Here is a 24,330-nt window from a genome sequence, read left to right as displayed (position 1 = left end):
ATGACGATCAAAGTGCTAGTTGTTGATGATTCCGCGCTGATGCGCAGCCTACTCGGTAAAATGATTGAGGCTGATCCTGAACTGTCTCTGGTTGGGCAAGCTGCCGATGCCTTTGAGGCCAAGGATCTGGTGAATCAATTTCGCCCCGATGTGATCACCTTAGACATCGAAATGCCTAAAGTGGATGGCTTAACCTTTCTGGACCGCTTGATGAAAGCCAGACCCACTGCGGTAGTAATGATTTCCTCATTAACCGAGCAGGGCGCTGATGCGACCTTTAACGCCTTGGCCTTAGGCGCGGTAGATTTTATCCCTAAACCGAAATTAGACTCGCCCCAAGGTATCCATGATTATCAGGATTTGATTTTAGATAAGATCAAATCCGCCGCGAAAGCCAAAATCATCAAACCGCAAAAATTTGTTGAGCCAACACGCCCAGTATCGAGTAAGCGGCCGGTATTGGCCAATACAACCCTAACCCAGCATCTAGTTGCGATAGGCGCCTCTACAGGCGGCACTGAAGCCATTTTGTATGTATTACAGCATTTACCTGCGGCTATGCCACCGATAGTGATCACCCAACACATGCCAGCGGGTTTTACCCGCACTTTTGCCGAACGCTTAAATCGACTGTCACGGATCACAGTCAAAGAAGCCGAGCACGGTGAGCGACTTTTACCCAGTTATGCCTATGTTGCCCCTGGCGATCATCACCTTGAGATCATCAAAGTGGGTGGCAGTTATAAAGTGAAATTAACCCAAGATGAAAAGGTCAGCGGCCACAGGCCGTCGGTCGATGTGATGTTTAATGCCTTGGCCCAATGTGCCGCGCCCAATATCAGCGCGATGATATTAACCGGCATGGGCAAAGATGGCGCCGAAGGTATGGTGGCGCTGCATCAAAAAGGCGTCACCACTTTTGCCCAAGATGAACAAAGTTGTGTGGTATTTGGTATGCCAAGGGAAGCGATAAAGTGCCGCGCGGTGGATTATGTGGTGGAGTTGTCGCAGATGCCGAGCAAGCTTATCAACCATTTAAGCTCACTGTGATTGCTGCCTTTAACGTGCTTAAAAAGTAATCATCAATATGGCGGTGAGTCAAACCGAATGACATTACGGCCTGATTCATGCGCCGGATGAGTGAATGGCGTTCAATCCTGCCCACTTGGTGAAAACACTAATTGATTTCGGCCTAAACGTTTCGCCTCGTACAAGTGCTTATCCGCCAGTAACAGACAATCTTGAAACTCCTCACATTCGTCCGAGAACACTAAACCGCCGCTGAGCGTCACCTTAAACTCAACGCCATCTTCGACAAAGACGATATGGCTAAAGCTCTCGCGGATCGTATTTAACTTAGCTATCGCCAATGGTTTTTGCATATCTGGCAGCACTAACATAAATTCCTCGCCGCCATAGCGACCGGTAAAGTCAGTTTGCCGTAAGGACTGTTGTAGAAGATGGGCAAAGGCCAGCAACACCTTATCACCGCCGGCATGGCCATAGGTGTCGTTCACTTTTTTGAAGTGATCTAAATCGAACATGGCGATACAAACCTGAGAGTTAATTCGCCTCGCCACGTTATAGCAGCGCCTCGCGGCAACCAGAATCTGGGTATGGTTTAACAATCCCGTTAAGCTGTCGCGGCTTGCCGAACTGCGAATATCATGGCCACGTTGGGCGCGGGATATCACTTGCGCGACAAATAAGCTCGGCGCAGTTTGCTTCGAAATTAGGTCATCTGATCCCGCTTGTATGATGCTGACTTTATTCTGCATGGTATCGTCAGAGCTCAACACGAGAATTGGGCTAGAGGTGTATTTATCCAGTTGGCGTATCATCTTTGCCAGTTCAAGCCCGTTCACCTCAGGCATGTATAAATCAAAGATGAACAAATCAGGCTCAAACTGCTCAAGGGCAGGCAAAACTTGCTCGGCGCTCGATAACCCTTTCACCATCAAACCGTGACTGCGTAACAGGCTTGAAAAATAATCCACCATAGACTGTTGATCATCCACCAGTAACACCTTCAAGGGCTGCTTCTCTGACATCTTGAGAGATTGATGGATTTTGCGCACCAATAAAGTGGTTTCCGCAGGTTTGACAAAATATTCGCTAACGTTGGCACGAATGGCCAGCAACCGCATGTCAAAATCCCCGCGCGAGGATAAAACAAACACTCGGGTATTGTTCTTTTCAAACTCTGTGGCGGCTTCGAACAAGGCCTCTTCAGTCCAATCGGGCAGAATTAAATCCAATAGAATCAGATCGAAGGGCGTTTCATTTTGCACCACCAGAAAGCTCGTGAAATTCAAAAAATGCTGCACACTAAAACCGAACTCTCGCAGTTGCTTTGTGATCATTGCGCCGACATTACCATCGTCTTCTATGATGGCAATATGGTGATCATGCCGCGCTTTAGCCGGTTTATAGGGACTTTGCTGCATTTGCGCCTCTACCACAGGCGGCGACGGTTGACCGCGCATATTGTTTTGCAACAACTGGTGGAAGAGGGTATCTAAGCCTTTGATAGTAGGAAGTTCGGGAGCTGGCGCATTGAGCAACCCTTTAAGCTGCAACTCGAGTTTGTCGACTATGTGTTTGGTATCCGACAACCCAAAGGTCTCGCTCGATCCTTTTAAGTTATGCACCTCACGATACACAGCAGACAACATGTGTGCATTCCAATTTTTACGCAATGAAATCCACAGGGTAATGATTTGTTTCTTTTTATCAGGGAGCGCATGTAAAAACTGTCGTTTAAGTTGCTCTAACGAATCTTCAAAACTCATAGGCAATAGATATCCTAAATGATTGAGCCCTAGGTTTTCCGTGTGGTCGCTACTTCGGGACGATAAAACCTGTTTATACCGATACTGAAATTGGCACTGTTATCAACAGAAGGGTGTAACAGATTCAACCAATTGCATGTATCTTTTGACTGACTAATAGAGTGTAAACCACTGCGAAAAAAACGACGGGGAAAAGCACAGATGTTACCCGCCTAAATAGACTTCCTTTTTCAATCGCCAATACTCGGGTTGTGATATAAAACAGCAAAACGCAAAATATTTTATGCAAAACAGCAGGATAATGATGATGTGTATTTTGTATCAAAAGTGATTGTGATAAGTTAGCGTCATTAAAAACAATCACTTGTTGCAAAAGGATTTTTGTCAGTGAGCATAGCGTTTTATAATGGCCATGCCGTAACACTCTCGGCGCAGTATTTGTCTAAAACCTTTGAAGAAGTGCATTCAAGTTGGTTACATCATCTTTTTCCGATCCTCGCGAGAGACAAACTATCGATATTGGATGTGGGAGCGGGCTCAGGGCGGGATGTGCATTATTTAGCCAAAAAGGCACAGAGCAAAGAGACGCAAATTTTTGCAATCGAACCTGCGGTTGCTTTAGCGAAAATGGGGCAGGTGTTAACGCGGGATCTACCCGTTCGTTGGATTGAGGATAGTTTACCTCAGCTACAAAAAGTAGTTGGCCTAGCACAACAGTTCGATCTGATTTTACTCAGCGCTGTGTGGATGCATTTATCTCCCTCTGAGCGCCCACTAGCACTAGCAACACTCTCACGTTTACTCAATTCAACGGGACTTTTAGTCATCAGTTTGCGCCATGGTCTAAGCCCCGATGCCCGCGTTATGCACCCAGTCAGTGCAGATGAATTGCTCGCACTGGCTGCAGATTGCCAGCTAGCACTCAAAGATTCGAGCCAAGATGAGACTGACAAACTCGGTCGCACGCAAGTGCATTGGCAGACACTCGTATTTACACCAAAAGCCGTCCCAAACGTTACTGTTCCCGAAGCAAACGCCATTATTCAGGGGCGTCATCATGCCGATTGATGCGAGAAGACAAGTTGAATTTATTAGCTATTTACAACGTCTGTTGGTTGAAGGTGATTTCGTTGCAACATATAAATTTGCCTTACTGCATGCGATCGCCGATATCTGCATCGAACGGCCATTAATACTCAATGCCGATCCTGAACAGAAAACCGCGATCAGTATTGATGAACTGGTTGAAAAGTTTATTGAACTCTATTGGCAACACTCCTTACCTTTTGGTGCTGTTAATGCGCATTTTGTTCTACTTCAAAATAATGGAAAGCAATCAGCCTTAATCAACAGTTTGATTGAGCTACGTAATCAAGGCGTTAACAGTTTATCCCAGTTAAAAGCGCATCTTAGTTATCCTGCTCTATTGAGTAAAACGCGCGGCACCGTTAAAGAGGGCCCGTTATGGCGCTTACAAATTTTGTCCCGAAACGCAGATTGTTTTCTTTATCCCCATGATAAAACTAAAAATTATATCGAGTTGAATCCGGGTATCGCATTCTGCTTCAGGCGATTTCATGATTTAGTGGTGTCATTAGCTCGCACACAATGGGTGCAGAAAGTCGCCGAGTTTCCCGCAAATCTGGTCGTTATTGGCAGTAAAGGCAATTTAAGCGAGTTTCTATTTGGCAGTGACCGACAGACGATCACTCACGCTAGACCTGTGCTGCTTGATATCCAAAAGGGCCAATGCTTCTATTGCCATAAGTCATTAAAAGAAACTGGCGAAGTGGATCACTTTATTCCTTGGGCACGATATCCTAATGATTTAGGGCATAATTTTGTCCTCGCTCATAGCAGTTGCAATAACAATAAACGCGATCATCTTGCCGCACAGCGTCACAAAGATAACTGGTATGAGCAAAACATTATCCAGCATGGCCAAGCGTTACATTCTGAACTCAGCCGATATTTCGTCTGTGAAAGTGATCGATCCGAAGCCATCACCACTTGGGCCTATCAGCTTGCAGGGCAAAATCGCTCTCCACTCTGGCTCGATAAAAAAACCTTAGTGCCTTTTAACGCGATAGATAATGACTTATCGAGTACAGCAATTTAGAAACAAAGTAGTAAGTAGCGTTTATTCAGCCTCAGAATCTTAATAATCTAATTTTTAAAGGAAAGGTATGACAGAGTTACTAAAAGGGATTTTTTCAGTTTCACTTATTTTGTTGGGTATGGGAGCGATTTTAGTCCCTATGTTTTTTGTTATACGACATAGAGACAGAACGGTAAAGCTGCCTATTGATAGGGAAAAGTTGAACAGATTGCCTGGTTTTGGCATTCAAAAACAGATCCAAGAGCTGCAATTTGATATTCTGAGCGCAATGCTCATGTCGGTCATCGTTGTCACCATTCCGTTTGCATTTGAAGGATTAAGGGGATACCTCGACAAAGGTACATTTCCTTTGGCATTTATTGGATTCATTGTACTCGGCCCAATTTATTTTGTGGTCAAAACCTATCGTAGTATGACTCGATTGACTAAGTTACGTTTGGGGCATACGGCCGAATTAGCTACTGCAGCCGAACTAATGCGTTTGCAGGGATTGGGTTATCAAGTTTTCCATGATATTCAAGCCGATGGTTTTAACATTGATCACTTAGTCGTGGGGATTAATGGTGTGTTTGCCATTGAAACTAAGGGGCGGCATAAGTGGTACAGTGATAAGAAGAATGAGTCAAATGGTGGGCAACATAAGGCACATGAGTTGTTTTACCGTGATGGGAAATTGGTGTTTCCGTCTTGGACAGAAACGGCACCGATTGAACAAGCTCAACGTCAAGCTAAGTGGGTGAGTGAATGGCTCACAAAGGCTGTAGGCCAATCTATTCTGGTAATGCCTGTACTCGTATTTCCCGGGTGGATGGTGAAGTCACAAACTAAACCACCGTTTCCTATCATTAATCATAAGCAAGTCGCGATTACACTTCCTAAGATGAATGCCGCTATATTCACTCAAGAGCAAGTGAATGCGATTGCTTATCAAATTATGCAACGTTGTTTGCAGGGCAAGCCATAACTCTCTTCAGATTTTTAAATCATTATTTAGCCCAATAAAAAAGTCGTCATTGGATAACCAATGACGACTTTTTAATGCGATAACGCTGGGTTAATCAGCGTAAGTTAGCCTAATATTATGCGCTTTTTCTCGCTTCCATTTCAGCTTGGCTTGAAAGGTACTCATCGAAGGTACCTTGGAAGTTAATTATTTTTTTATCTTTAATATCAATGATACGCGTTGCGAGTGACGATACAAACTCACGGTCATGACTAACGAATATCAAGGTGCCTTCAAAGTCTTTCAACGCATTGTTTAATGCTTCGATAGCTTCCATGTCCATGTGGTTGGTCGGTTCGTCCATGATCAGCACGTTGATGTCTTGCATCATTAACTTACCGAATAACAAGCGGTTTTTCTCTCCGCCTGAACAGTTACGGGCTTTCTTGTTGGCATCGTCTTCGGTGAACAGCAGACGGCCTAACATGGCGCGTACCATTAGATCGTTGTGCTTGGGTTGGCGCCACTGTGACATCCAATCCATTAGCGTGTAGTCATTATCAAATTCGTCACTGCTGTCTTGCGGGCAGTAGCCGATTGATGCGTTTTCTGACCACTTGATCACGCCTTTATTGTGTTCTAAATCATTGACTAAGCAACGTAGGAAGGTGGTTTTACCCACGCCGTTCTCGCCGATAATCGCTAATTTTGCGCCGGCTTCGAGGATCAAGTCGCCGCCTTGGAATAACTGTTCGCCATCAAACCCGTGGGCGAGATCTTCGAGGATCAGCGCTTGGCGATGCATTTTTTTGCCGGCATCAAAACGAATAGAAGGGTGGATACGGCTAGATGATTTCACATCATCGAGTTTAATCTTGTCCATCTTTTTAGCGCGCGAGCTAGCTTGCTTCGCTTTAGAGGCGTTGGCACCAAAGCGGTTAACGAAGTCTTGCAGTTCTTCGATTTCAGCACTTTTCTTGGCGTTGCCCGACAATAATTGCTCGCGGATCAAAGAGGATTGGGCGAGGAAGTATTCGTAGTTACCTGGGTAAATGCGCAGTTCGCCGTAATCGATATCGGCCATGTGGGTACAGACGGCATTCAAGAAATGTCTATCATGGGAAATAATGATCATGGTGCATTTACGTTTGTTCAACTCGGCTTCTAACCAGCTAATGGTATGGATGTCCAAGTTGTTGGTTGGTTCGTCGAGCAGCAGAATATCTGGATTGGCAAATAGCGCTTGTGCCAACAGGACTCGTAGTTTCCAGCCCGGTGCCACTTGCTGCATTAGGCCGTAATGGAAAGATTCTTCAATACCCGCTTCGAGCAGGATTTCACCGGCGCGGCTTTCTGCGCTGTAGCCATCCATTTCGGCAAATTCACTTTCAAGATCGCCAACGCGCATGCCATCTTCTTCAGTCATATTTGGATTAGCGTAAATTGCATCGCGTTCCTGTTTGACTTTCCACAGGGCTACATCCCCCATGATCACTGCATCGATCACACTGTATTGTTCAAACGCGAACTGATCTTGGCTTAGGGTACCGACTTTTAAGCCGGGCGTGATGGACACATTGCCAGAGGTTGGCGCTAAAGCTCCGCTGAGGATCTTCATAAAGGTCGATTTGCCACAGCCATTCGCGCCGATCAAACCATAGCGGTGACCATTGCCAAATTTCGCTGAAATGTTTTCAAACAATGGCTCAGGGCCAAACTGCATCGTGATGTTCGCGGTAGAGATCAAAGGAGCTTTCCTAGGTATTTGCTAACGGGGATTGTGACAAACAAGCCTCAAAATGAAACATGCGCTTCACCCACTCTAAGCCAAAACATTAAAGTTGGGATAATAAGGTCGCGGAGTATACAGACTAAGGGCTAAAGATGCGAGCAAGTATGTGATGCGCAGCTATAAATCGAGCCGTTTCAGTTGCGTTTATTTTGAGGATGAGCGAAGGCGTAAGCGGTTTATCGGCAAAAATTGGCACAGGTCTGAGCTTGCTACTGAGTGAAGGTCTGTTAAGTATCTCTTATCTAAGCGTCTACCTATGAAGTCTCTATATAAAATGCCTATCTATGAGGTGTCGATGGTAGATTCAAGCCTTCATGGCGACTTGAGACGCGGTGGATTTCATGCGCTAAAGCCAATGCTAAACCCCGCCAGAGCAAATAAAAGGAGGCGTTTAGCTTATTTACCGTTATTATTCCCGCAGTTTTGCTGAGAAAGCAGATTTTGCGGCTAATTCTGCGGCTACATAGTTAACTGCTCTATATGCAAGTTTTGGGTCTTTAAGATTAACGATTCAAGTATATAACGCTGCATGCTAGTGCCGTCACTTAGCAAATAGCTTAGCGAGTATCATCATTCGCCTAGATGGCTTAAATGACTTAAGTGATTTTAATGGCTTAATTAACTAATGTTATAGCTGTCATAGCCCGTTTAGTCGCAAATTCAGTAACTAATTTGATAACTCAACACCGTAAACTTATACAGTAAAATCAGCCAATTGGGCTGAATTTGGAATTCCCATGATACAAGAGCAACAAAACAACCCATTACACGGCCTCAAACTCGAGACAATGATCACTGAGTTAGTCGATTTTTACGGTTGGAAAATTTTATTCGCAGCATTAAAGCTAGGCTGCTTTAACACCAATCCGACCATTGAGGCCAGTGTCATTTTCCTCAAAAAAACCGAATGGGCGCGGGAGAAAGTGGAAAACTTCTACCTGTACCGATTTAAGCGTATGCCTAAAGCCGTCGGTGAGCAGTTTGACCTCAAGCCACGTGAGCGAGGTTTTGCCTCAGGTATCGCGCCGCGTAAACCGATGGAACTGACATTAGCCTCTATCGCTGAAATGCAGGCCAAAGCCAGCGCCGAGTACGAAGCGGGCAACCGCCGTCCAAACTCTGGATATGGAGCAGGTAGCTCAGGTAAAAGCGCAGGCAAAAAACCTGCGGGTGGACGTGGAACAGGTTCTGGCTATGGTTCATCGAATAGCAGCTCCCAGCGCCGAAGCGAGCCTAGAAACGATTCAAGAAATGATTCAAAAATGACAGAGCGCTCAGGACCAAGCCCGTCGACAGATGATAACGATCCGTGGGGCACTAAGCGTAGCTAATCCTAATCCCATGTCTGCCAAATTTAGCGGACATGGCTTTTAGCTGGCGTTAGTTTTGCACTCGTTTTTTCACGCATGCGATTTGCCGTTGTTTCTACGGCTTGCAATTCTCATGCAGGTAAAGAGTGAGTTTTTGTATTCAGTTTGCTCTGGTATGAGTTGGCTTTAGTTCTTGAGTTGATTTTTACAAGGCGTGGCTTTTGTAAGCGTAGGTTTGAAGTTATGGATCTGACTGTTTGATAAAACGTCTGATTTATCGCCTGATTAAATGAAAAAGAGGTTAACCGTAGAACACGGTTAACCTCTTTTTTATGATTAACTATTCACTTTATTGCATGATGGTTAGAAAATTCTCGGGGGTTATAGTTTTAGATTTGCATATCGAGCGCATAATGAGTGAATTCCACAATTTACAATCAAATAGCGCTGGTCGCTCATTATTACGTCAAGTTAAAATAGCTCACCTCCAAAATCAGCCCTAAACTTGCTTTAAACGCTAATGCCAAAGCTCATGCTAAGTACTGCTTCCAAGGTCTAGTTCAAACCTTTCATCTAAAGCGCAAAAAGCCTTTTCTACACTTTTCATTTGTCAATTCTTGTTCACTTGTTACCTGACGCTTTTTACGCTGCGCCATTTTGTCAGCAAACTGACCTTAGTGGATGTCGAATTGTTTGACTATGCTGCTCCAAGGTAACCATTTAAAAGCTTGGTTGGCATCGGGTAAGTGGTTGTGACCGTCCTGTACCACCAGCATTCCCTGTTGCCAAACTCCACTACCAACGGGCAAATGCGTGACGGCTAGCCCATCGGTTTCGGCGCTGCCGTCGATGCTGGTTTCGCGGCCATTTTCCATCCCGTTCAAGTTCACGCCAATGCGAAAACGTCCCACCTGTGCGTAAGGCGCGCTTGCTTGATAAAGCAGATAACTGTTATTGCCTTGACTGGAGACCACCAGCAAATCTTGTTTTTTGCCGTGAATGCTCGCACCTTGGTAGAGTGAAACCCCTTCAACATCGGTAGCTTTGAATCACAACCCACACCTTACGCTGTGACTCATTCTACTTTTCATTCTGTCATTCCGCGCCAAGGTCACTTTCAATCGCCACGCTATGCACTGTTTGCAAGTGAATATAGGCTCGGGTTGGCGGCGGGTATTCGTTTGTCGCTGATGCGGGATAACTTAAGTTTGCCAGAGATGGCAGAAAAACTATCGATGAGCCCAGCGACCTTAAAGCGCCGCTTGGCTGAAATGGATCTAAGCTTTGGCCAACTCGCCGATGAAACACGTTTAATCAAAGCCCTGTATTATTTAGCCACACCTTCGCAGGACGCTCACAGTATTGCCAATTCACTGTCCTTCAGCGACGCCAGTAATTTCAGGCGTTCTTTTAAACGCTGGACGGGCCAATTACCCATCTATTTTCGCAGCTGGCTGGCTTAAGTCATAAGCGAGTAACAAGATGTCCTGCCTGTATTTTCAAGCGTATTTTTTGTTTTTATTTATTCAAAGCGTGAATTTTTATGCCTTAAAAGTGAAGTTAGGTGAGAAATTTGTCGGCATTATATGTTCATAATTGAATACTTAACGCATAACCAATCAATTTCACCATTAATGGTTATTGCGCAAGGCTCATAAGCGTTATGCTGGCTGAACTGTGATTCCGCTGAGTGAGTGGCGAGTGTTTATGGTAATGATTTTACCGGATGAATGACTAGACACTTTTTTATTGTCGCTATTTTGACTGTGCCATGGTCTCAGATAAACAATGCCATTTATACTCACTTTCCTATTGCAAAAACGTGGTGAACATTAAGCTGAAATGGAGCAACTAAGTGGTGAGTGACGAAAATATCACTGGACTTTATTTCATCGAGGGACTTAAGCGCATTTGGATTACTTATACATATAGACATCCAGAGCCAATAGATGACATCGACCATACGACATATATGGAGCTGCTAGATAAAGTAAAAAATACAGATGGAACGCGATATGATTTGTACACCTATCTCCTATCAAAACAAAACAAGTGCACAGACATTCTCCAATTTCTTAAAACACACCCGCACAGAGAATAACCTTTCCCAAGAAGATTTATGTGGTTTGCTCAGGCAAAAAAGTTGTCTGTTCGATACCTTAGATTCCATCACGATTAGCCGTTGGGAGCGAGGGGTTAACATCCCATCCCTTGCTAAACAGTCTGAAATTGTTGAAATATTTGGCTCTGAACTCTTTGATATTTATCGGGAGGATAAAAAGTTTATCAACGAAGGCTTAGCCCTGATTAACCTTTTTGAGTCCAACATAGAACGCAGTGACCATCCGTACTACCGCAATACGCCTTATCGTGTCGAATTTATCGAGAGCCACCATCATAACTTCATGGCGTTACTGCAACTCAGTTTGGTTTATGAAAGTAATCCGCGTTTATCCTTTGTGAGCCGTAACTTATCTCAACCGTTTTTCCATGGTCTGTCATTAGTTGTTGCGTTTAGCTCGGGCGATCAGATAGTCGGACATAGTCTGTTTTGTCGCACTCAGGGCAAAATTGCCCTCGAATTTATGAATGATGAGGTGGACTTATTCGAGGTGATTAACCATAACAGCCAAGCCTTACCAGATACCTTGATGGTGTTCTCCTCCTTTGGTGTGACTCCCTATATTGAAAACTACATGATGTCTGTTTATCTCAATGAATTGGCTGCGAGTCGATCACTCAAGTTTTTAAGTTTTAATATCTGTGATGAGTCATTAAAACGAAAGTTAACGCAATTTAAGTTACCCATTTTCAAAGTGAGAACGATAGAAGGTTGCTGCAAACCGATAAAAAACTATTCGTTTTTTTCCAGTCGCACAGAGGTGATGGCAAATCGTAATCTACTCAAGCTTTCCGTCATTCCTTCATCAAAATCCCAAACGATCGATCCCATTTTCTTCATGCAGTTAGAGACCCCTATATGAATATTCTCATCATAGATGATCAGCGCTTTATTCGAGAAACCATGAAAGCCGATATCCATAAGTTCTTGGTTGACGATAATGTGCAGATCTATGAGGCCTGTAATGGTAATCAAGGCATAGAACTGATTATTGACATCGAAGTGGTGCTTGATTTGATCATCATAGATCTTAAGATGGACCAAGGAGATGGAATCGCAGTCATCAATATGTTGGCCTCCGAGCCCCGTTTTGCCGCGATTCCGATTGCGGTGATCAGCTCTTCGGATAAACGGACTTTAGAGCTGGTGGACAATATCATCACAGTGCTGAGGCTCAACTTGCTGGGGGTATTTGCTAAGCCTATCAACGTGAATGATATTTTAACGCCATTGTTAGAAGCATCCACGGATAGACATCATGCGCATCAACATCAATCGATCGTGCAAAACAGGGCGGCCAATATCAATGTGCGGCAATTGCTTAAAGATGAACAATTAATTCTCTGCTATCAACCTAAGATCAACCTAAAGACCAAGGAAATCATGGGTTTTGAAGTGCTGTCGCGGCTTTGCGATCAATCCAATGGCTATATTTATCCCGACGTTTTTTTGCCACTGGTTAATCAACAGGGGCTGAATAGCCTGTTCTCGCGGATGGTCATTTCCCAGGCGTTGCAATGTTGGTCGCGTCAACCTTTACTGACGGCGTTTGCGCTGTCGATTAACATTACCGCCGACGATCTGACCTGCGATGAACTGATTGAATTCATCATCGAATGTGGCCGTGAGCATAAACACATCCATTTGATTTTAGAGCTCACTGAATCGCAAGAGATCATCAATCAAGATAGAGTGCTTAACTCAATTGCACGGCTGATTATCAACAATATCGATATTTCCCTCGATGATTTCGGTAAAAGTTATTCCACTTATGATCGTCTCGATGCCATTCCCTTTAAAGAAATTAAAATTGATAAAAGTTTTGTCTCCGATATGGATATTAATCACCAACATTATCTCATTGTGGAGTCCACCATAGCACTTGCGCAGAAGATGCACGTAAAGGTGGTTGCCGAAGGCGTTGAGACAAGTGCAATAGAAGCCATTCTCTCTGAACTAGGCTGTGATGTTGCCCAAGGCTATTTATATAGCCCGCCAATTGAAGGTCGTTATCTTATTGATTGGATAGCGCAATACAATAGGGAATGCCTAACTCATGGATACTAAGTCAATAATTAATAATGAGTTAACACTGGCCTTATCGACATTTTTTGAGCAATACAGCCAAGAACAGCAATCGCGGCTGCGATCAACACTTATCGCAGAGTTGCAGCGTATGCGACTCGAGCTAGAAAAATGTGAGTCCAATGACAGTATCGAGGCCATAACACATCAATTCGTGGGGATTGCTCGCTATTTGCAGCTTAAGAATACCGTGCCTATGGCTAATTATTGCGAGCGAGAACAGTTCAAACATCAGCTAAACGATTTGCTTAATGCTGTAATGGATTACGTCAATGAGCGTTAAATACAGTGCTTGCATCAATATGTTCAGTGGCTTATGGGTCACAATATTAGTGCTGTGGCTAACCTTGTCCCACTCGCTGTATGAGTTTGACGCTATTTACGATAAAAAAGCGCAGGCGGTTTTTACTTCCTCGCGGGATATGTTCCTACAACATAAGATCATGTTGGATGCGCTGAAATCTTTTTTCCACGCGTCGAGTAAGGTGACGTCACAGGAGTTTGAGATTTTTGCCAAGGATTTACTTAAAATCAAATCTGCCGTCGCTTTTACGCTGACCCCCAGTCTTGAACTGGCCTATATCTCAGATAAAACGATGGCTACTGAGCTTAAACAGTTTGAGCTAGTCAAGGATCCTAAAGGGGAGCTTAAGGCGAGCCTTGCCAATTACACTTTGGCTGTGGTGGCCATTGATAAGCCTAATATGCCTTATCTCGTTTATGCCGTTTCTCATCAGCGGATACTCGCGCGAATCGAACAAGAGCAGGGCGTTTGCATTACCTATCAATTTGAACAGTCATTTGAGCAGTCGTTACTGCAAAACTCATTCTGTAATCTTAAGTTAGCCAGCGGCCTATTTTCATTATTTAATTACTCTGATAGCCAAACCTTAGCGATCCCTGAATATCAAACCCGAGTGAGTTTACAGGTACAATATCAAGTGCCGCAAAAAGAAGTTATCGAGCTTATCGTGATCATCCTACTGATTGCAGCCCTTGGCATAGTGTTGTCCTTCCTTTTGTACTTTAAGTCTAAAAATCAGCAGATTGTGGAGCAAATTAAGCTCGATAATCGCGCTAAATTAGCCGTACTTTCGAGCATTAATCATGAGATCCGCACCCCAATCAATGCCATTCTTGGCTATAGTCGCATGCTAAAAAAAGCCCTCTCACAACCACAGGAACTGGATAAAATCGTCGATAAAATGGCCTGGTCTGCCAACTTACTCTATTCGGTTGCCGAAAATACCTTAAATTACAGTAAGGCAGAAGCTGGGCAGTTAAAACTGAATTTACATTCGGTGAACTTACACGAGTATGTGGGCAATATTCAGGACTATTATCGTGCATTTAGTGCAACCTCCGGCAAACGTTTACACATTGTAGTAAGTGAGTCTTTGCCGAAGTTTATCGAACTCGATGGGACTAAGTTATTCCAACTCATGACCAACATTATCAATAATGCGTTCAAATACAGTACGGGTAGCGAAGTGCATTGCTATATGGATTTACACCTTAAAGCGAATGCTAAAAATCAGCGCCCTGTGCTTAGGGTGCTGATCCGCGATTTTGGCGATGGTATGTCAAAGGAAGCGCAGCGCGCTTTAGTCGATCCCTTTATGCACGCCGCTAACTCACCTATTGCCGCGACATCGGGTATGGGACTCGGGCTCTATACGTGTAATCGATTGCTTGAGCAGATTGGCGGTCGGTTTAGGCTGCGCAGTCAAAAGGGCAAAGGCACCACAGTGTTACTGCATTTCCCCTGTCAGCTCAGCGCAGCGAAAGAACGATTAACACTTCAATATGATCAACAAAAGGTGCTGATCATAGATGACAATCTGTTTAATCTTGAAATTTGTCGCGCCATGCTGGAGCACTATCATTTTCAAACCTTCAGTACTGATAATACAGAGCAAGCACTGAAGATGTTGGTTAACCATTTGCCACAGATTGTCATTGTGGATTATCGTTTACAAGAAATGAACGGTTTACAACTGGTCAGGCAGATGCAGCAAGTATTACAAAACCTGGTGAGTGATAGCCCTATTGAACATCACTGTCGTTTCTTTTTGCTCTCCGCGAATGACTGCGATGATATTCCCGAGTTAGCGTCGTTTCCTGAGGTGCATTTCATGCAGAAACCATTTAGTGCCGAAGTCTTTCTCAGCAAATTAGCGGTAAAAGAGTAAACCATCAACATATTGAATGTTATATAGAAATATGATTTTCTGACTTCATCCAATTGGTACTGAAATACTGCAAATATCTTTGCAGTTAATGTGTAATCTAAGGTAGAAGCGCTGTGATCCGCGCAGAACACTGCTACGCTAAACATACCTAAGTTCTTATTTAAATGTGTCACTGCTAGGAATGCCGATGGATAAGAAACCCCTTGAATTGGTTTACCCATTTTTAACGGAAGCTTTGCGGCTGAGCGAGAATGGTCTAGCGGTGTTAGACAAGCATAATCATTTTATCTTTTATAATAATACCTTTGCGAAAATGTTTGGTTTTGTTGATCAAGATATGGTCGGCAAGCATTTTGACGACATGATGCGCTTTGCCTTTACCCATAAACAGGGACCGAAAATTGAGCATGAAACCATAGAGGAATGGCTCGAGCTTATTCATGCTAATCAACGTAAATCGGCTTTTAGACGTTTTGAAGTGGATCTGGTCGACGGTAGCTGGTTGCAACTCTCGGAGCAGGTTTATCACAATGGCGATATGGTGATTGTTTGCACGGATATCACCCAGTTAAAACAGGTCGAATTTGCCCTCAGGAATGCGCAAACGGAGTTAAATCGCCTCGCGCTCACCGATGAGTTAACGGGGATTGCCAATCGGCGGCACTTTTTTCAGCAGTTAGAGCACGAAATCAAACGCTTGAGTCGCTTACAGTTGCCATTATGCCTAGTGATGATGGACATCGATAATTTTAAACTCGTCAATGATCGCTATGGTCATCAAGTCGGTGACAAGATATTGCAGCATTTTACCCAATTTATCAGCGCCCGAACCCGTCCCTACGATATTTTTGGCCGCTTAGGCGGTGAAGAGTTTGCACTGTTACTGCCAGAAACCACAGTTGAGGCGGCCCAGAAAATCGTAATGCGTATGATGTCATCCCTTGCCAATGAAGACATTTCTGCAATCGTGGCTGATTTTCAATATCAATTTTCAGCAGGGGTTAGCGCATTAACCCCTGTGATTATTCATCATGGAATCGATAACAGTGCTGATATTGCAGATGTAGTGCAGGTTGCATTGCCCGTCGAAACAGGAAGTCAGTGCCGCTCGGATGCTGAAAAGCTGGTGGCCGAGGCGGATAAAGCGCTCTATAAAGCTAAAACCCTAGGGCGAAATCGCGTGGTGATATGGGATGATGTGATGTTAACGGGTAACCAGCCTAGCTAAGTAAAGTGTATCTGAATCAGTGTATTAGTTGTGTAGAGTGTCAGTCATCCATGTGTAACTAAGACGGCGTAACTAAGGTAACGAAGGTAACTAAGACTGAGCCGCTAGCCCAGCGTGTCGCTAATCCAAAAATAAAACCCAAAGCTAACAAAACTTGAGTTAATTCCAAAACGAAAAACTAAACCCGCTTAGCGGGACCTGTATTCATCAGACTACCAAGCATTCGCTTAACTTAGTGTTGTACTCAAAACGACGTTTTGTTCCTTTGGTTTTTCACCTAAAATAGCCGCCATATCAGTCCACATTGCTTTAGCCTTCAAGGGAAACCGTGTTAATCAATCAGCAATATACCCGCCATGGACCCGATTATCGATTTGGTGAGCAGGTGACATTTCTTGATGTTAAACAAACCTTTGGTTTTAGTCATGTGCGCGTTGGCCGCTGGGTTACGCGGGATGAATCGCGCATCGCTGCGGATCTGGTGTTTGATTCGCTCGCCGATCTGGCCTTTATCTTAAAGCTGCCACCTTTGACGTTAGGGCTGCGGGAAACCGTGAGTTTAGCCTTTGGCCATGGCGGTCAAAAGGGCGTGCAGGCCCATTATGCGCCCGCGACTCGGGAATTGGCCTTGGCAAAAAATGCTGGCGCTGGCGCTTTAGCCCACGAATTTTGGCACGCGTTTGACCACTATATTGCCGCTAAGTCCTTCAAATCTTCGTCTAAGCGGTTTCAATGCGCGAGCGATCTTTGGTTATCGGATCTGCCCATCATAGAACATCCACTGAATGCACGGTTATCGGAGATCTTCAAGGTGACGTTTTTGAGTGGCAATGGCGATGAGCCCCATGATTATGTGCGCCGAGCGATTGCCTTAGATAAAAAACATGGAATGCAGTACTTCGCACGGCCAACTGAAATGATGGCGCGGGCATTTGAAGCCTGTATTGAATCCTATGATGATATTTCGAATCAGTATTTAGTGTCAGGGACACGCTTTTCAGTAATGGCAAAGGAGGGCGCTTATCCCGATGAAGCTCACAGAAAAGTGATATTCCAAGCTTTGATCAATTACTTCGAGCCGCTAGGAATGGCATTGAGTAAACATCCGCTTGGCTGATTTTAAATTTTTGAATGTAGATAAAAATACGGCAAATGGCAGTGTGATGCGAGTACGAGCTTAGTTGGCGAGTCGACAAATTCGAAACTGATTTAACGATTCAACGGTTAGTGAAGGTGTGAGTCGTGCCGTTTTGCTTAGTCGAAAGTGTTTGCCAGCAATAGGCCAAACTGTGGCGGATAGCATCGAGATATTGGGACGCCTGAGTATCCATTAAGTACCAATAGCTGGGTTTTGATTCTGGCATGTGATTAAAAAATAATGCTTCGGCATTGATGACTTGTTTTAAATCCGCATATTTCAGCCAAACATCGATAGGCATGTGTGCCAGCGCAATCAGCCAATCAAGTTGCATGTGTTTTGCGGAATGTGGAATATCTGCCGATGGGTTTGATTCTTGTAAACGCGCAAGTAAATCAAAGGGATTGCCCGAGTTAATCACCTGCGAAGCTTGGGATGAACTCTCTTTGTCTGTTGTAGCTAAATTTGCTAAAAAAACCGGTGACAGAGTGAACTCCGGCCAGTCGAGTGCGGGCGCGAACGTCTGCGCAATCCGCCGCTCGCCTAACCAATTATGCACCATACAAGGTAAGTGGTCTTCAAGTGGTAAATCATTGGGCCTTGCTAAACTCGGAAACAGCGACATACGCTGCACTTGTACATGCTGAGACAATTGCTGCATCAATACGATTGTGGTTAAGCCAGATGAAGGCCAGCAGCCAAGCTGAGGCGTTAATTCAATCGCAACTTGTGTCAAAGCTTGGGTAAGCAAATCATTTTGCGGGTGACCTTGTACCACAAAAGCATATTTTGATTCGGCAAAACCGCCATTAGCGATATTCACTATCTGATTATTTGGGTTACTTTTCTCATTCCATTGAGTGCCGTTGAAGATAAATGTCGTGCCAGTAGTAGCTGGCTGCCAATTGCCAGAAGCATTCCCAATAATGGTCACTTGCTCGAAGGCAAGTTCGCGCGCCAAAGTGTGCAGTTCGACTCGCGAATGCGGCATCTGCAAATGTTGGTGCATGTGGGTATGAGACTTAGGCATAGGCTGAATATCTGTTTCACGGACTCAAAATGAACTTCATTGTAATGGATATCTCCCTGAGCCCAAAGGCTTAATCCTCTGTCGTTTACCGGATGATGTTTTAACACATGATAGTGCTGACTTAGGGATGCCGCGCATAAAAGCGATGCGCGGTATCCCTAGTGAGTAAGATGATCAGAAATTGTAGCTCAAACTAAGTTCGACATTTCTCGGCTCGCCGAAGAATCCTTGATCGTAGAAATCGATACTTGCCGGGGATTAAGCTTAATCAGCGTACAAACTCGAGGCAAATAACAGGCCCGAAATGAGTGTAGCTAATAACGTTTTATGCATCATGATTCCCCATCATAGTATTTTGTGACCGGCATTCTAATTGAAAACAATTACCGGTACATCGTATTGATAACAATTTGCATTACCTTTACACTCTCGACATTAGATAAGTGTTAGGAAAGTCACAAATGGCGAAGATCAGTAACCGGTTCTGGTTTATGTTGCACGGTTGGGTGTCGCTCCCAATATGGTTGTTATTTTGTTTTATCTGTTTGACGGGCACGATTGCGGTATTGAGTCATGAGATCACTTGGCTCACGAATCCTGCATCCAGAGCATTGAATCCTAATGATTTACCGGAGAAACCAGTCAGCGAGTTGATGACAATTGTTGAGACAGCCTACCCAAGTGCGGCGGTTACTGGCGCTATGACTTTAGAGCCATATTTGGTGAATGTGGTGATGTTCAGTGACGCGGATAAACCCTTTGCCATGGCCTATGTAAATCAATACACAGGTGAGATCCAACAGATCAATGAAGGTATGACCTTTATCGGCTTTATCAGATCGTTACATGCGTGGTTACTATTTCCCTGGCAAAGCAGTTACAGCCTTGGCTATTACCTCGTATGTTCGATGGCGCTGTTCATGCTCGCGTCTTTAGTCACTGGATTGATTGTCTATAAACGTTTTTGGCGGAGTTTTTTTGCACCTAAGCTGCGCATCAGTCAAGGCAAAAAGACGTTATTAGCAGATTTACATAAATTGTCTGGTGTTTGGTCTATTTGGTTTATCGCCATCATGGCCGTGACAGGATTATGGTATCTAGTCCAAGCCATTTTTTGGCATGCAGATATTGATATTGAACCCCATGCGCCATTAGTCGCGGCAGAACAATTGCCCTTCGTCCAAAAGAGTGACATGAAGCCAGCAGTGCCGAACGTGTCACTTACACAAGCCTTAACGTTAGCGCAAACACGCTTTCCAAATTTTCAGCCAAGTTATGTGATGCAACCAGAGCACAATCGAGACATGTTTCATCTGAGCGGTAGCGGCGATCATATTTTCTACGATCAGTATTCATACAACCTCAGTATTAATCCTTGGACAGGGGAGGTTGCCAGTGCCACATCACCCGAAACAATGACGGGCATGCAAACCCTAATGCATATCGCAGATCCCTTACATTACGGCACCTTAGGCGGCATTTGGACAAAAATCATTTGGTTTATTTTTGGGTTAATTCTATCGGGTATGTCAATTACAGGATTTATGATGTGGGGATTACGCAATCTGCGGGCATTTAAAAATGCGAGGGTTGCAAACACTGCGACTGACCTGCTAGAGGAGGGATATTAATGACTGTCACAGACTCAAGCTTTTGGCTAAAAAACAAATATAAACTCAGTGGGTTAATTCTACTCCTACCGCTATTGTTTCTATATCAGTCGTTAACACCGACATTTCCGCCTGCATGGCAGGCTCAGCAGTTGGGCGAGTTTAGCATTGCGCCTTTACCCTTAAATCTTAACGCACCTTACGTGCATCATGATGATTATGTGAAAGATTTTATGTTGGTTTTTGAAAAAGGTGAAATAGCTAATATACGTCAAGGCTACGCTAACATTGGAACTCAGGCTCTGCCGATAGCAGACTTACAGCGCAGTGAGAATGGCATTTTACACGGTAACAAGCATGGCCAACATGTGCACGCCATCGCATCTGAAAAGTTAACCTCGGCCGACAGTCTGTGGATTTCGATAGAGAATTGGCAAGGTGAGTGGCAAGTCGGAAAATGGCCGCTGCCCGCTGATATACTCGTGCAGTAACACAAATCACTTCAAAACAAGTTTAAAACCTAAAGCCCAGACAGCAAAGACGACCTCTTAGAGTGACAAGCTAAGGGGGGTGAGGTTAAGCATCTGGGCTTAAATACGGCTAAAAAATCACTTTTCTTGCTATGAGCTTTCTCTTAAATGGCAAGTTTCAATTGCATGAAACACCAAGTTGTCTTGTCCTTCATGAGTCAATAGCAAATATGTTATCTGAATCACTAAAATACAAATGAAAGTGATTCGCAATAGTGTTACCGTATTGCCACTCTAAATAAACTATCCAACTAACTATGCAATTTAATTTACTTCCTCTTGCGGCGGCTATTGCTTTGGCCTTAAACCCTTTACTGGTTTTAGCCGAGGAGCAGTCAACTCCTGATCTCCAAGACCAGAATATTGAAAAAATCACTGTGATGGGTAAATACACTGTCAGCAAGACTATCGATACCGCCACTGGGCTTGGATTGTCGTTGATGGAAACGCCGCAGTCAGTGTCGATTTTAACGGCTGAACGAATTCAAGATCAGGCGCTTAATACCGTTGTTGATGTCGTTAATAATGCTGTCGGTTTATCGTCATCTAAAACTGACAACGTGCGTAATGGTTTCAATGCTCGCGGATTTTCAGTGCAAAATTACCAGATTGACGGTGTACCTTTATCTTGGAGTTTAGGGGGGGATGCCGGCGAAACCGTTTCTGATGTATCCCTTTATGAACGAGTTGAAGTGGTGCGAGGGGCAACAGGCTTACTCACAGGTGCCGGTGATCCGTCTGCTTCGATTAACTTGGTACGCAAACATGCCGATAGCAGCGACCTGAAGGGTTATGTCGATGTAGCAACGGGCAGTTGGGATAAAAAACAGATCACCGCAGATGTCTCTAATGGCCTCAATGAAAGTGGTAGTGTACGTGGTCGCATGGTCGCTAAATACGTCAATAGCGATTCATACCAAGAGCTTTATCAAGACCACAAAACCATTCTTTACGGTGTTATCGATACTGATATCACAGATAACACTATGTTGCGCGTGGGGGGCAGTTACAACAACAATAACCCTAAAGGCGCCATGTGGGGAGCATTGCAAGCCGTATACAGCGATGGCACTCCTACCGATTGGGATGTTTCTGCTACAACGGCAGCAGATTGGAGTCGCTGGGAAACCACCAACGTAAACTACTTTGCAAACCTCAATCATTATTTCAACAATGGCTGGCAACTGGTGGCGAACTACAATCGTATGGAGTATGAAACCACCACTAAAATGATCTACATGTCTGGTTTACTTGATAAAGAAACGGGGGCAGGATTGAGTGGTCAGCGTTATCACAGCCACGGTGAGAGCAACTCTGATAATTTCGATTTGCAGCTGAAAGGGGATTATCAACTGTTTAATCGTGAACATGAGTTTGTCGTCGGTGCCTTATACAGTAAACAAAAATCCTATACGGATACTTTCGAACCTATTCGTGATGAAACGAACCTCTACGACAGTAAGCCCGTAGATAACTTTTACGAATGGCAAAACAATGCATTTGCAGAGCCTGAATGGTCAACGGACGCCAATCGCCAGCTTAAAATGGACACTGAGCAGAAAGGTTTTTACGCTGCAACCCGTTTCACCATTACAGAAGCCTTAAAAATCATTGCAGGCGGCCGGATTTCGAGCTGGAATCGTGAAGGAGTGAGCTACGGCACTGATACCAACTTTGGTGATGATGGGGTGTTTGTACCTTATGTTGGTGCCTTATATGACATTAGTGAGCAACATCGTGCCTACGCGAGTTATACCGAAATATTTAATCCGCAAAATGTGACTAATGCTTATGGAGAGTATCTCGACCCATTAAAAGGTAAAGCTTATGAAATTGGTCTGAAGAGTGCTTATCTTGACGATCGTCTGCACACAACTGTCGCGCTATTTAAAATCGATCAAGACAACCTAGCAACGCCGGATGGAACCGTCATCATTGATGGCAAACCCGTTACTAATTACAAAGCTGCTCAAGGTACTGAAAGTACAGGTTTCGAGTTAGAAGTGGTGGGTGAGTTTATTGATGGTTGGAATATCACGGCTGGCTATTCTCAGTTTACAGCGGAAGATGTGGAAGGAAACAGAATGGCAACCACAAGCCCACGTAAACAGTTTAAGCTATTTACCACGTATCAGTTTGTCGATTATCTGCCTGAGTTAACCGTGGGTGGGGGTATTAATTGGCAGAGTGACAGTTACTCTGAAGGCGGCACAGTGAAAATAGATCAGGAGTCTTACTCCCTCGTTAACCTGATGGCCCGCTATAACCTCGCCGATAATATGGATCTGCAACTTAACGTGGATAATTTATTAGACGAGAAATACTACGCTTATATGTCAGCCTCATCCTTAATGTCCGAAGCATATAGCGTGTATCACTATGGCACGCCACGTAATGTGACCTTGAGTTTTAATTACCGCTTTTAAGTTTTCCGCTAAACAGGGTAGCCGAGTGATCGGCTACTTCTCCTGCATATTCTATTATTGCTAATGTTTTGATTGCTCGTGCTAGTTCGTATTAACGACTCAGCACTGATATCTATAGATGTTGGACTAAGCCAACCTTTGCTTCGTACCAAAATCCAATACAGTTATCGCCTGAAAGTGGAAGAATGATGTGGTTCAACCAAGTCATGGTAGGACAACACATTAGGTTAGCAGTTTCTCACAATTTTTTTGCAGGCATTATACTGTTCGCAATCAGTGCGGCAACGAACAGAGTCAATGAATAAAAACGGGTATACTCATCATTAATAACCTTATGCTGAGGATAAATATGCAAATTGAAACGCTTTATGATGTTATGCAATGGACTAAAAATATCCACCAACAGCTGCATGTGTTTGCGGCACATTGCGCACTGGAAAATGATAGCGAACGTAGCGAATTACTGCTGAAATATATTTCATCGCACGAGCAGAAAATGGCACGGGTCATCAGACAGTTCGAAGATAATGGCAATAGCAATGCACTTAACACTTATTGTCGACATTTCTATGAAAAAACGGCCATACCTATTCATTTAACAGGTGAACATCCGTTTGAGAAGATGGATACAGATGAAATAGCAATAGCCACACTTGAATATCATAAAAATATTGTTGGACTGTTTGAATATCTACAAAATTGCAGTTCTGCACCTTCCGTAACTGAATTTCTTAGCAATATATTGTCACTTGAAGAAGCTGAAAAACGGTTGCTAGCACGTAACATGAAACAAATTGACGATTTATAGCATGTACAGTTCGAGCAGGCTCTGTATTTACTCAGTAGTTGAGGAGTAAACTCATCTCAAGCGTTGATGGCACACTGATATATAGCGGGATTAGCTATATAATAGAATTGCATGCGTTAAAAGCCATATTGAAATCTAGTGAGAAGTAATATTTAACGTTAGTCATATCAAGTGCATTTAGTTTGTTGATTTAGTGTGGTTTATT

Annotated in this window: 20 protein-coding genes; 16 read left to right on the top strand and 4 right to left on the bottom strand. The window is 44.0% G+C overall.

Annotated features, from left to right (window positions below):
- Complete coding sequence (locus tag BM607_RS05865; protein WP_011846810.1) at positions 1-1,050, top strand: chemotaxis response regulator protein-glutamate methylesterase; 1,050 nt, start codon at positions 1-3, stop codon at positions 1,048-1,050.
- A 101-nt stretch (positions 1,051-1,151) separates the two neighbouring features.
- Here the strand turns inward: BM607_RS05865 and BM607_RS05860 are convergent, their stop codons facing one another.
- Positions 1,152-2,792: a diguanylate cyclase gene (locus BM607_RS05860; protein ID WP_071939486.1), complete on the bottom strand. Its 1,641-nt coding sequence runs from the start codon at positions 2,790-2,792 to the stop codon at positions 1,152-1,154.
- 387 nt (positions 2,793-3,179) lie between these two features.
- Between BM607_RS05860 and BM607_RS05855 the strand changes: the two genes are divergently transcribed.
- From BM607_RS05855 to BM607_RS05845, 3 genes are all read left to right on the top strand, one after another.
- Positions 3,180-3,860, top strand: coding sequence for a class I SAM-dependent methyltransferase (locus tag BM607_RS05855; RefSeq protein ID WP_071939487.1), 681 nt, complete (start codon positions 3,180-3,182; stop codon positions 3,858-3,860).
- On the top strand, positions 3,850-4,911 hold the full coding sequence (locus tag BM607_RS05850) for an HNH endonuclease (RefSeq protein ID WP_071939488.1): 1,062 nt from the start codon (positions 3,850-3,852) through the stop codon (positions 4,909-4,911). Before BM607_RS05855 ends, BM607_RS05850 begins: the two co-directional genes overlap by 11 nt.
- A 67-nt stretch (positions 4,912-4,978) precedes the next feature.
- A complete protein-coding gene (locus BM607_RS05845) occupies positions 4,979-5,875 on the top strand; it encodes a nuclease-related domain-containing protein (RefSeq protein ID WP_071939489.1) in 897 nt (298 codons plus the stop codon).
- A 115-nt stretch (positions 5,876-5,990) separates the two neighbouring features.
- On the opposite strand, the gene BM607_RS05840 is transcribed toward BM607_RS05845, so the two are convergent.
- A complete protein-coding gene (locus tag BM607_RS05840) occupies positions 5,991-7,601 on the bottom strand; it encodes an ABC-F family ATPase (protein ID WP_006081677.1) in 1,611 nt (536 codons plus the stop codon).
- Positions 7,602-8,383: 782 nt separating this feature from the next.
- Here BM607_RS05840 and BM607_RS05835 point away from each other — a divergent pair.
- Positions 8,384-8,977: a VF530 family DNA-binding protein gene (locus BM607_RS05835; protein ID WP_071939490.1), complete on the top strand. Its 594-nt coding sequence runs from the start codon at positions 8,384-8,386 to the stop codon at positions 8,975-8,977.
- Positions 8,978-9,630: 653 nt separating this feature from the next.
- Here BM607_RS05835 and BM607_RS05830 read toward each other — a convergent pair.
- A complete protein-coding gene (locus BM607_RS05830) occupies positions 9,631-9,936 on the bottom strand; it encodes a phytase (RefSeq protein ID WP_249269557.1) in 306 nt (101 codons plus the stop codon).
- A gap of 90 nt (positions 9,937-10,026) precedes the next feature.
- On the opposite strand from BM607_RS05830, the gene BM607_RS05825 reads away from it, so the two are divergent.
- The 7 genes from BM607_RS05825 to BM607_RS05795 all read left to right on the top strand — a co-directional run bounded on the left by BM607_RS05825 (position 10,027) and on the right by BM607_RS05795 (position 17,700).
- Positions 10,027-10,419: a helix-turn-helix transcriptional regulator gene (locus BM607_RS05825; protein ID WP_071939491.1), complete on the top strand. Its 393-nt coding sequence runs from the start codon at positions 10,027-10,029 to the stop codon at positions 10,417-10,419.
- Between the two features lie 552 nt (positions 10,420-10,971).
- The gene (locus tag BM607_RS05820) at positions 10,972-11,940 is read left to right on the top strand and encodes a helix-turn-helix domain-containing protein (protein ID WP_006081674.1); all 969 of its coding nucleotides are present in this window, start codon (positions 10,972-10,974) and stop codon (positions 11,938-11,940) included.
- Entirely contained in the window at positions 11,937-13,145 is a 1,209-nt protein-coding gene (locus BM607_RS05815) for an EAL domain-containing response regulator (RefSeq protein WP_071939492.1), read from the top strand. The genes BM607_RS05820 and BM607_RS05815 overlap by 4 nt, the downstream gene beginning before the upstream one ends.
- Positions 13,135-13,446, top strand: coding sequence for a hypothetical protein (locus tag BM607_RS05810; RefSeq protein WP_006081672.1), 312 nt, complete (start codon positions 13,135-13,137; stop codon positions 13,444-13,446). The genes BM607_RS05815 and BM607_RS05810 overlap by 11 nt, the downstream gene beginning before the upstream one ends.
- Positions 13,436-15,355 carry an ATP-binding protein gene (locus BM607_RS05805; protein WP_071939493.1) on the top strand — a complete coding sequence of 640 codons (1,920 nt, stop codon included), beginning with the start codon at positions 13,436-13,438 and terminating at the stop codon, positions 15,353-15,355. The genes BM607_RS05810 and BM607_RS05805 overlap by 11 nt, the downstream gene beginning before the upstream one ends.
- Positions 15,356-15,542: 187 nt before the next feature.
- Entirely contained in the window at positions 15,543-16,583 is a 1,041-nt protein-coding gene (locus tag BM607_RS05800) for a sensor domain-containing diguanylate cyclase (RefSeq protein WP_071939494.1), read from the top strand.
- Between the two features lie 328 nt (positions 16,584-16,911).
- Positions 16,912-17,700, top strand: a complete 789-nt coding sequence (locus tag BM607_RS05795; RefSeq protein ID WP_071939495.1) for a CLCA_X family protein — start codon at positions 16,912-16,914, stop codon at positions 17,698-17,700.
- A gap of 100 nt (positions 17,701-17,800) precedes the next feature.
- Here the strand turns inward: BM607_RS05795 and BM607_RS05790 are convergent, their stop codons facing one another.
- Entirely contained in the window at positions 17,801-18,751 is a 951-nt protein-coding gene (locus BM607_RS05790) for a hypothetical protein (protein ID WP_071939496.1), read from the bottom strand.
- 461 nt (positions 18,752-19,212) lie between these two features.
- Between BM607_RS05790 and BM607_RS05785 the strand changes: the two genes are divergently transcribed.
- The 4 genes from BM607_RS05785 to BM607_RS05770 all read left to right on the top strand — a co-directional run bounded on the left by BM607_RS05785 (position 19,213) and on the right by BM607_RS05770 (position 24,125).
- Positions 19,213-20,382 carry a PepSY-associated TM helix domain-containing protein gene (locus BM607_RS05785; RefSeq protein WP_071939497.1) on the top strand — a complete coding sequence of 390 codons (1,170 nt, stop codon included), beginning with the start codon at positions 19,213-19,215 and terminating at the stop codon, positions 20,380-20,382.
- Positions 20,382-20,852, top strand: a complete 471-nt coding sequence (locus tag BM607_RS05780; protein WP_071939498.1) for a hypothetical protein — start codon at positions 20,382-20,384, stop codon at positions 20,850-20,852. Before BM607_RS05785 ends, BM607_RS05780 begins: the two co-directional genes overlap by 1 nt.
- 296 nt (positions 20,853-21,148) lie before the next feature.
- Positions 21,149-23,317 (top strand): TonB-dependent siderophore receptor, encoded by a 2,169-nt coding sequence (locus BM607_RS05775; RefSeq protein ID WP_071939499.1) that lies wholly within the window; start codon positions 21,149-21,151, stop codon positions 23,315-23,317.
- A 349-nt stretch (positions 23,318-23,666) separates the two neighbouring features.
- Positions 23,667-24,125 (top strand): hypothetical protein, encoded by a 459-nt coding sequence (locus BM607_RS05770; RefSeq protein ID WP_071939500.1) that lies wholly within the window; start codon positions 23,667-23,669, stop codon positions 24,123-24,125.
- Positions 24,126-24,330 lie beyond the last annotated feature (205 nt).

It is taken from the genome of Shewanella sp. SACH (genome assembly GCF_001887095.2).
Taxonomy (GTDB): domain Bacteria; phylum Pseudomonadota; class Gammaproteobacteria; order Enterobacterales; family Shewanellaceae; genus Shewanella; species Shewanella baltica.
The sequence above is the reverse complement of the archived record's forward strand: the minus strand, read 5'-3'. Positions and strand labels throughout refer to the sequence as shown.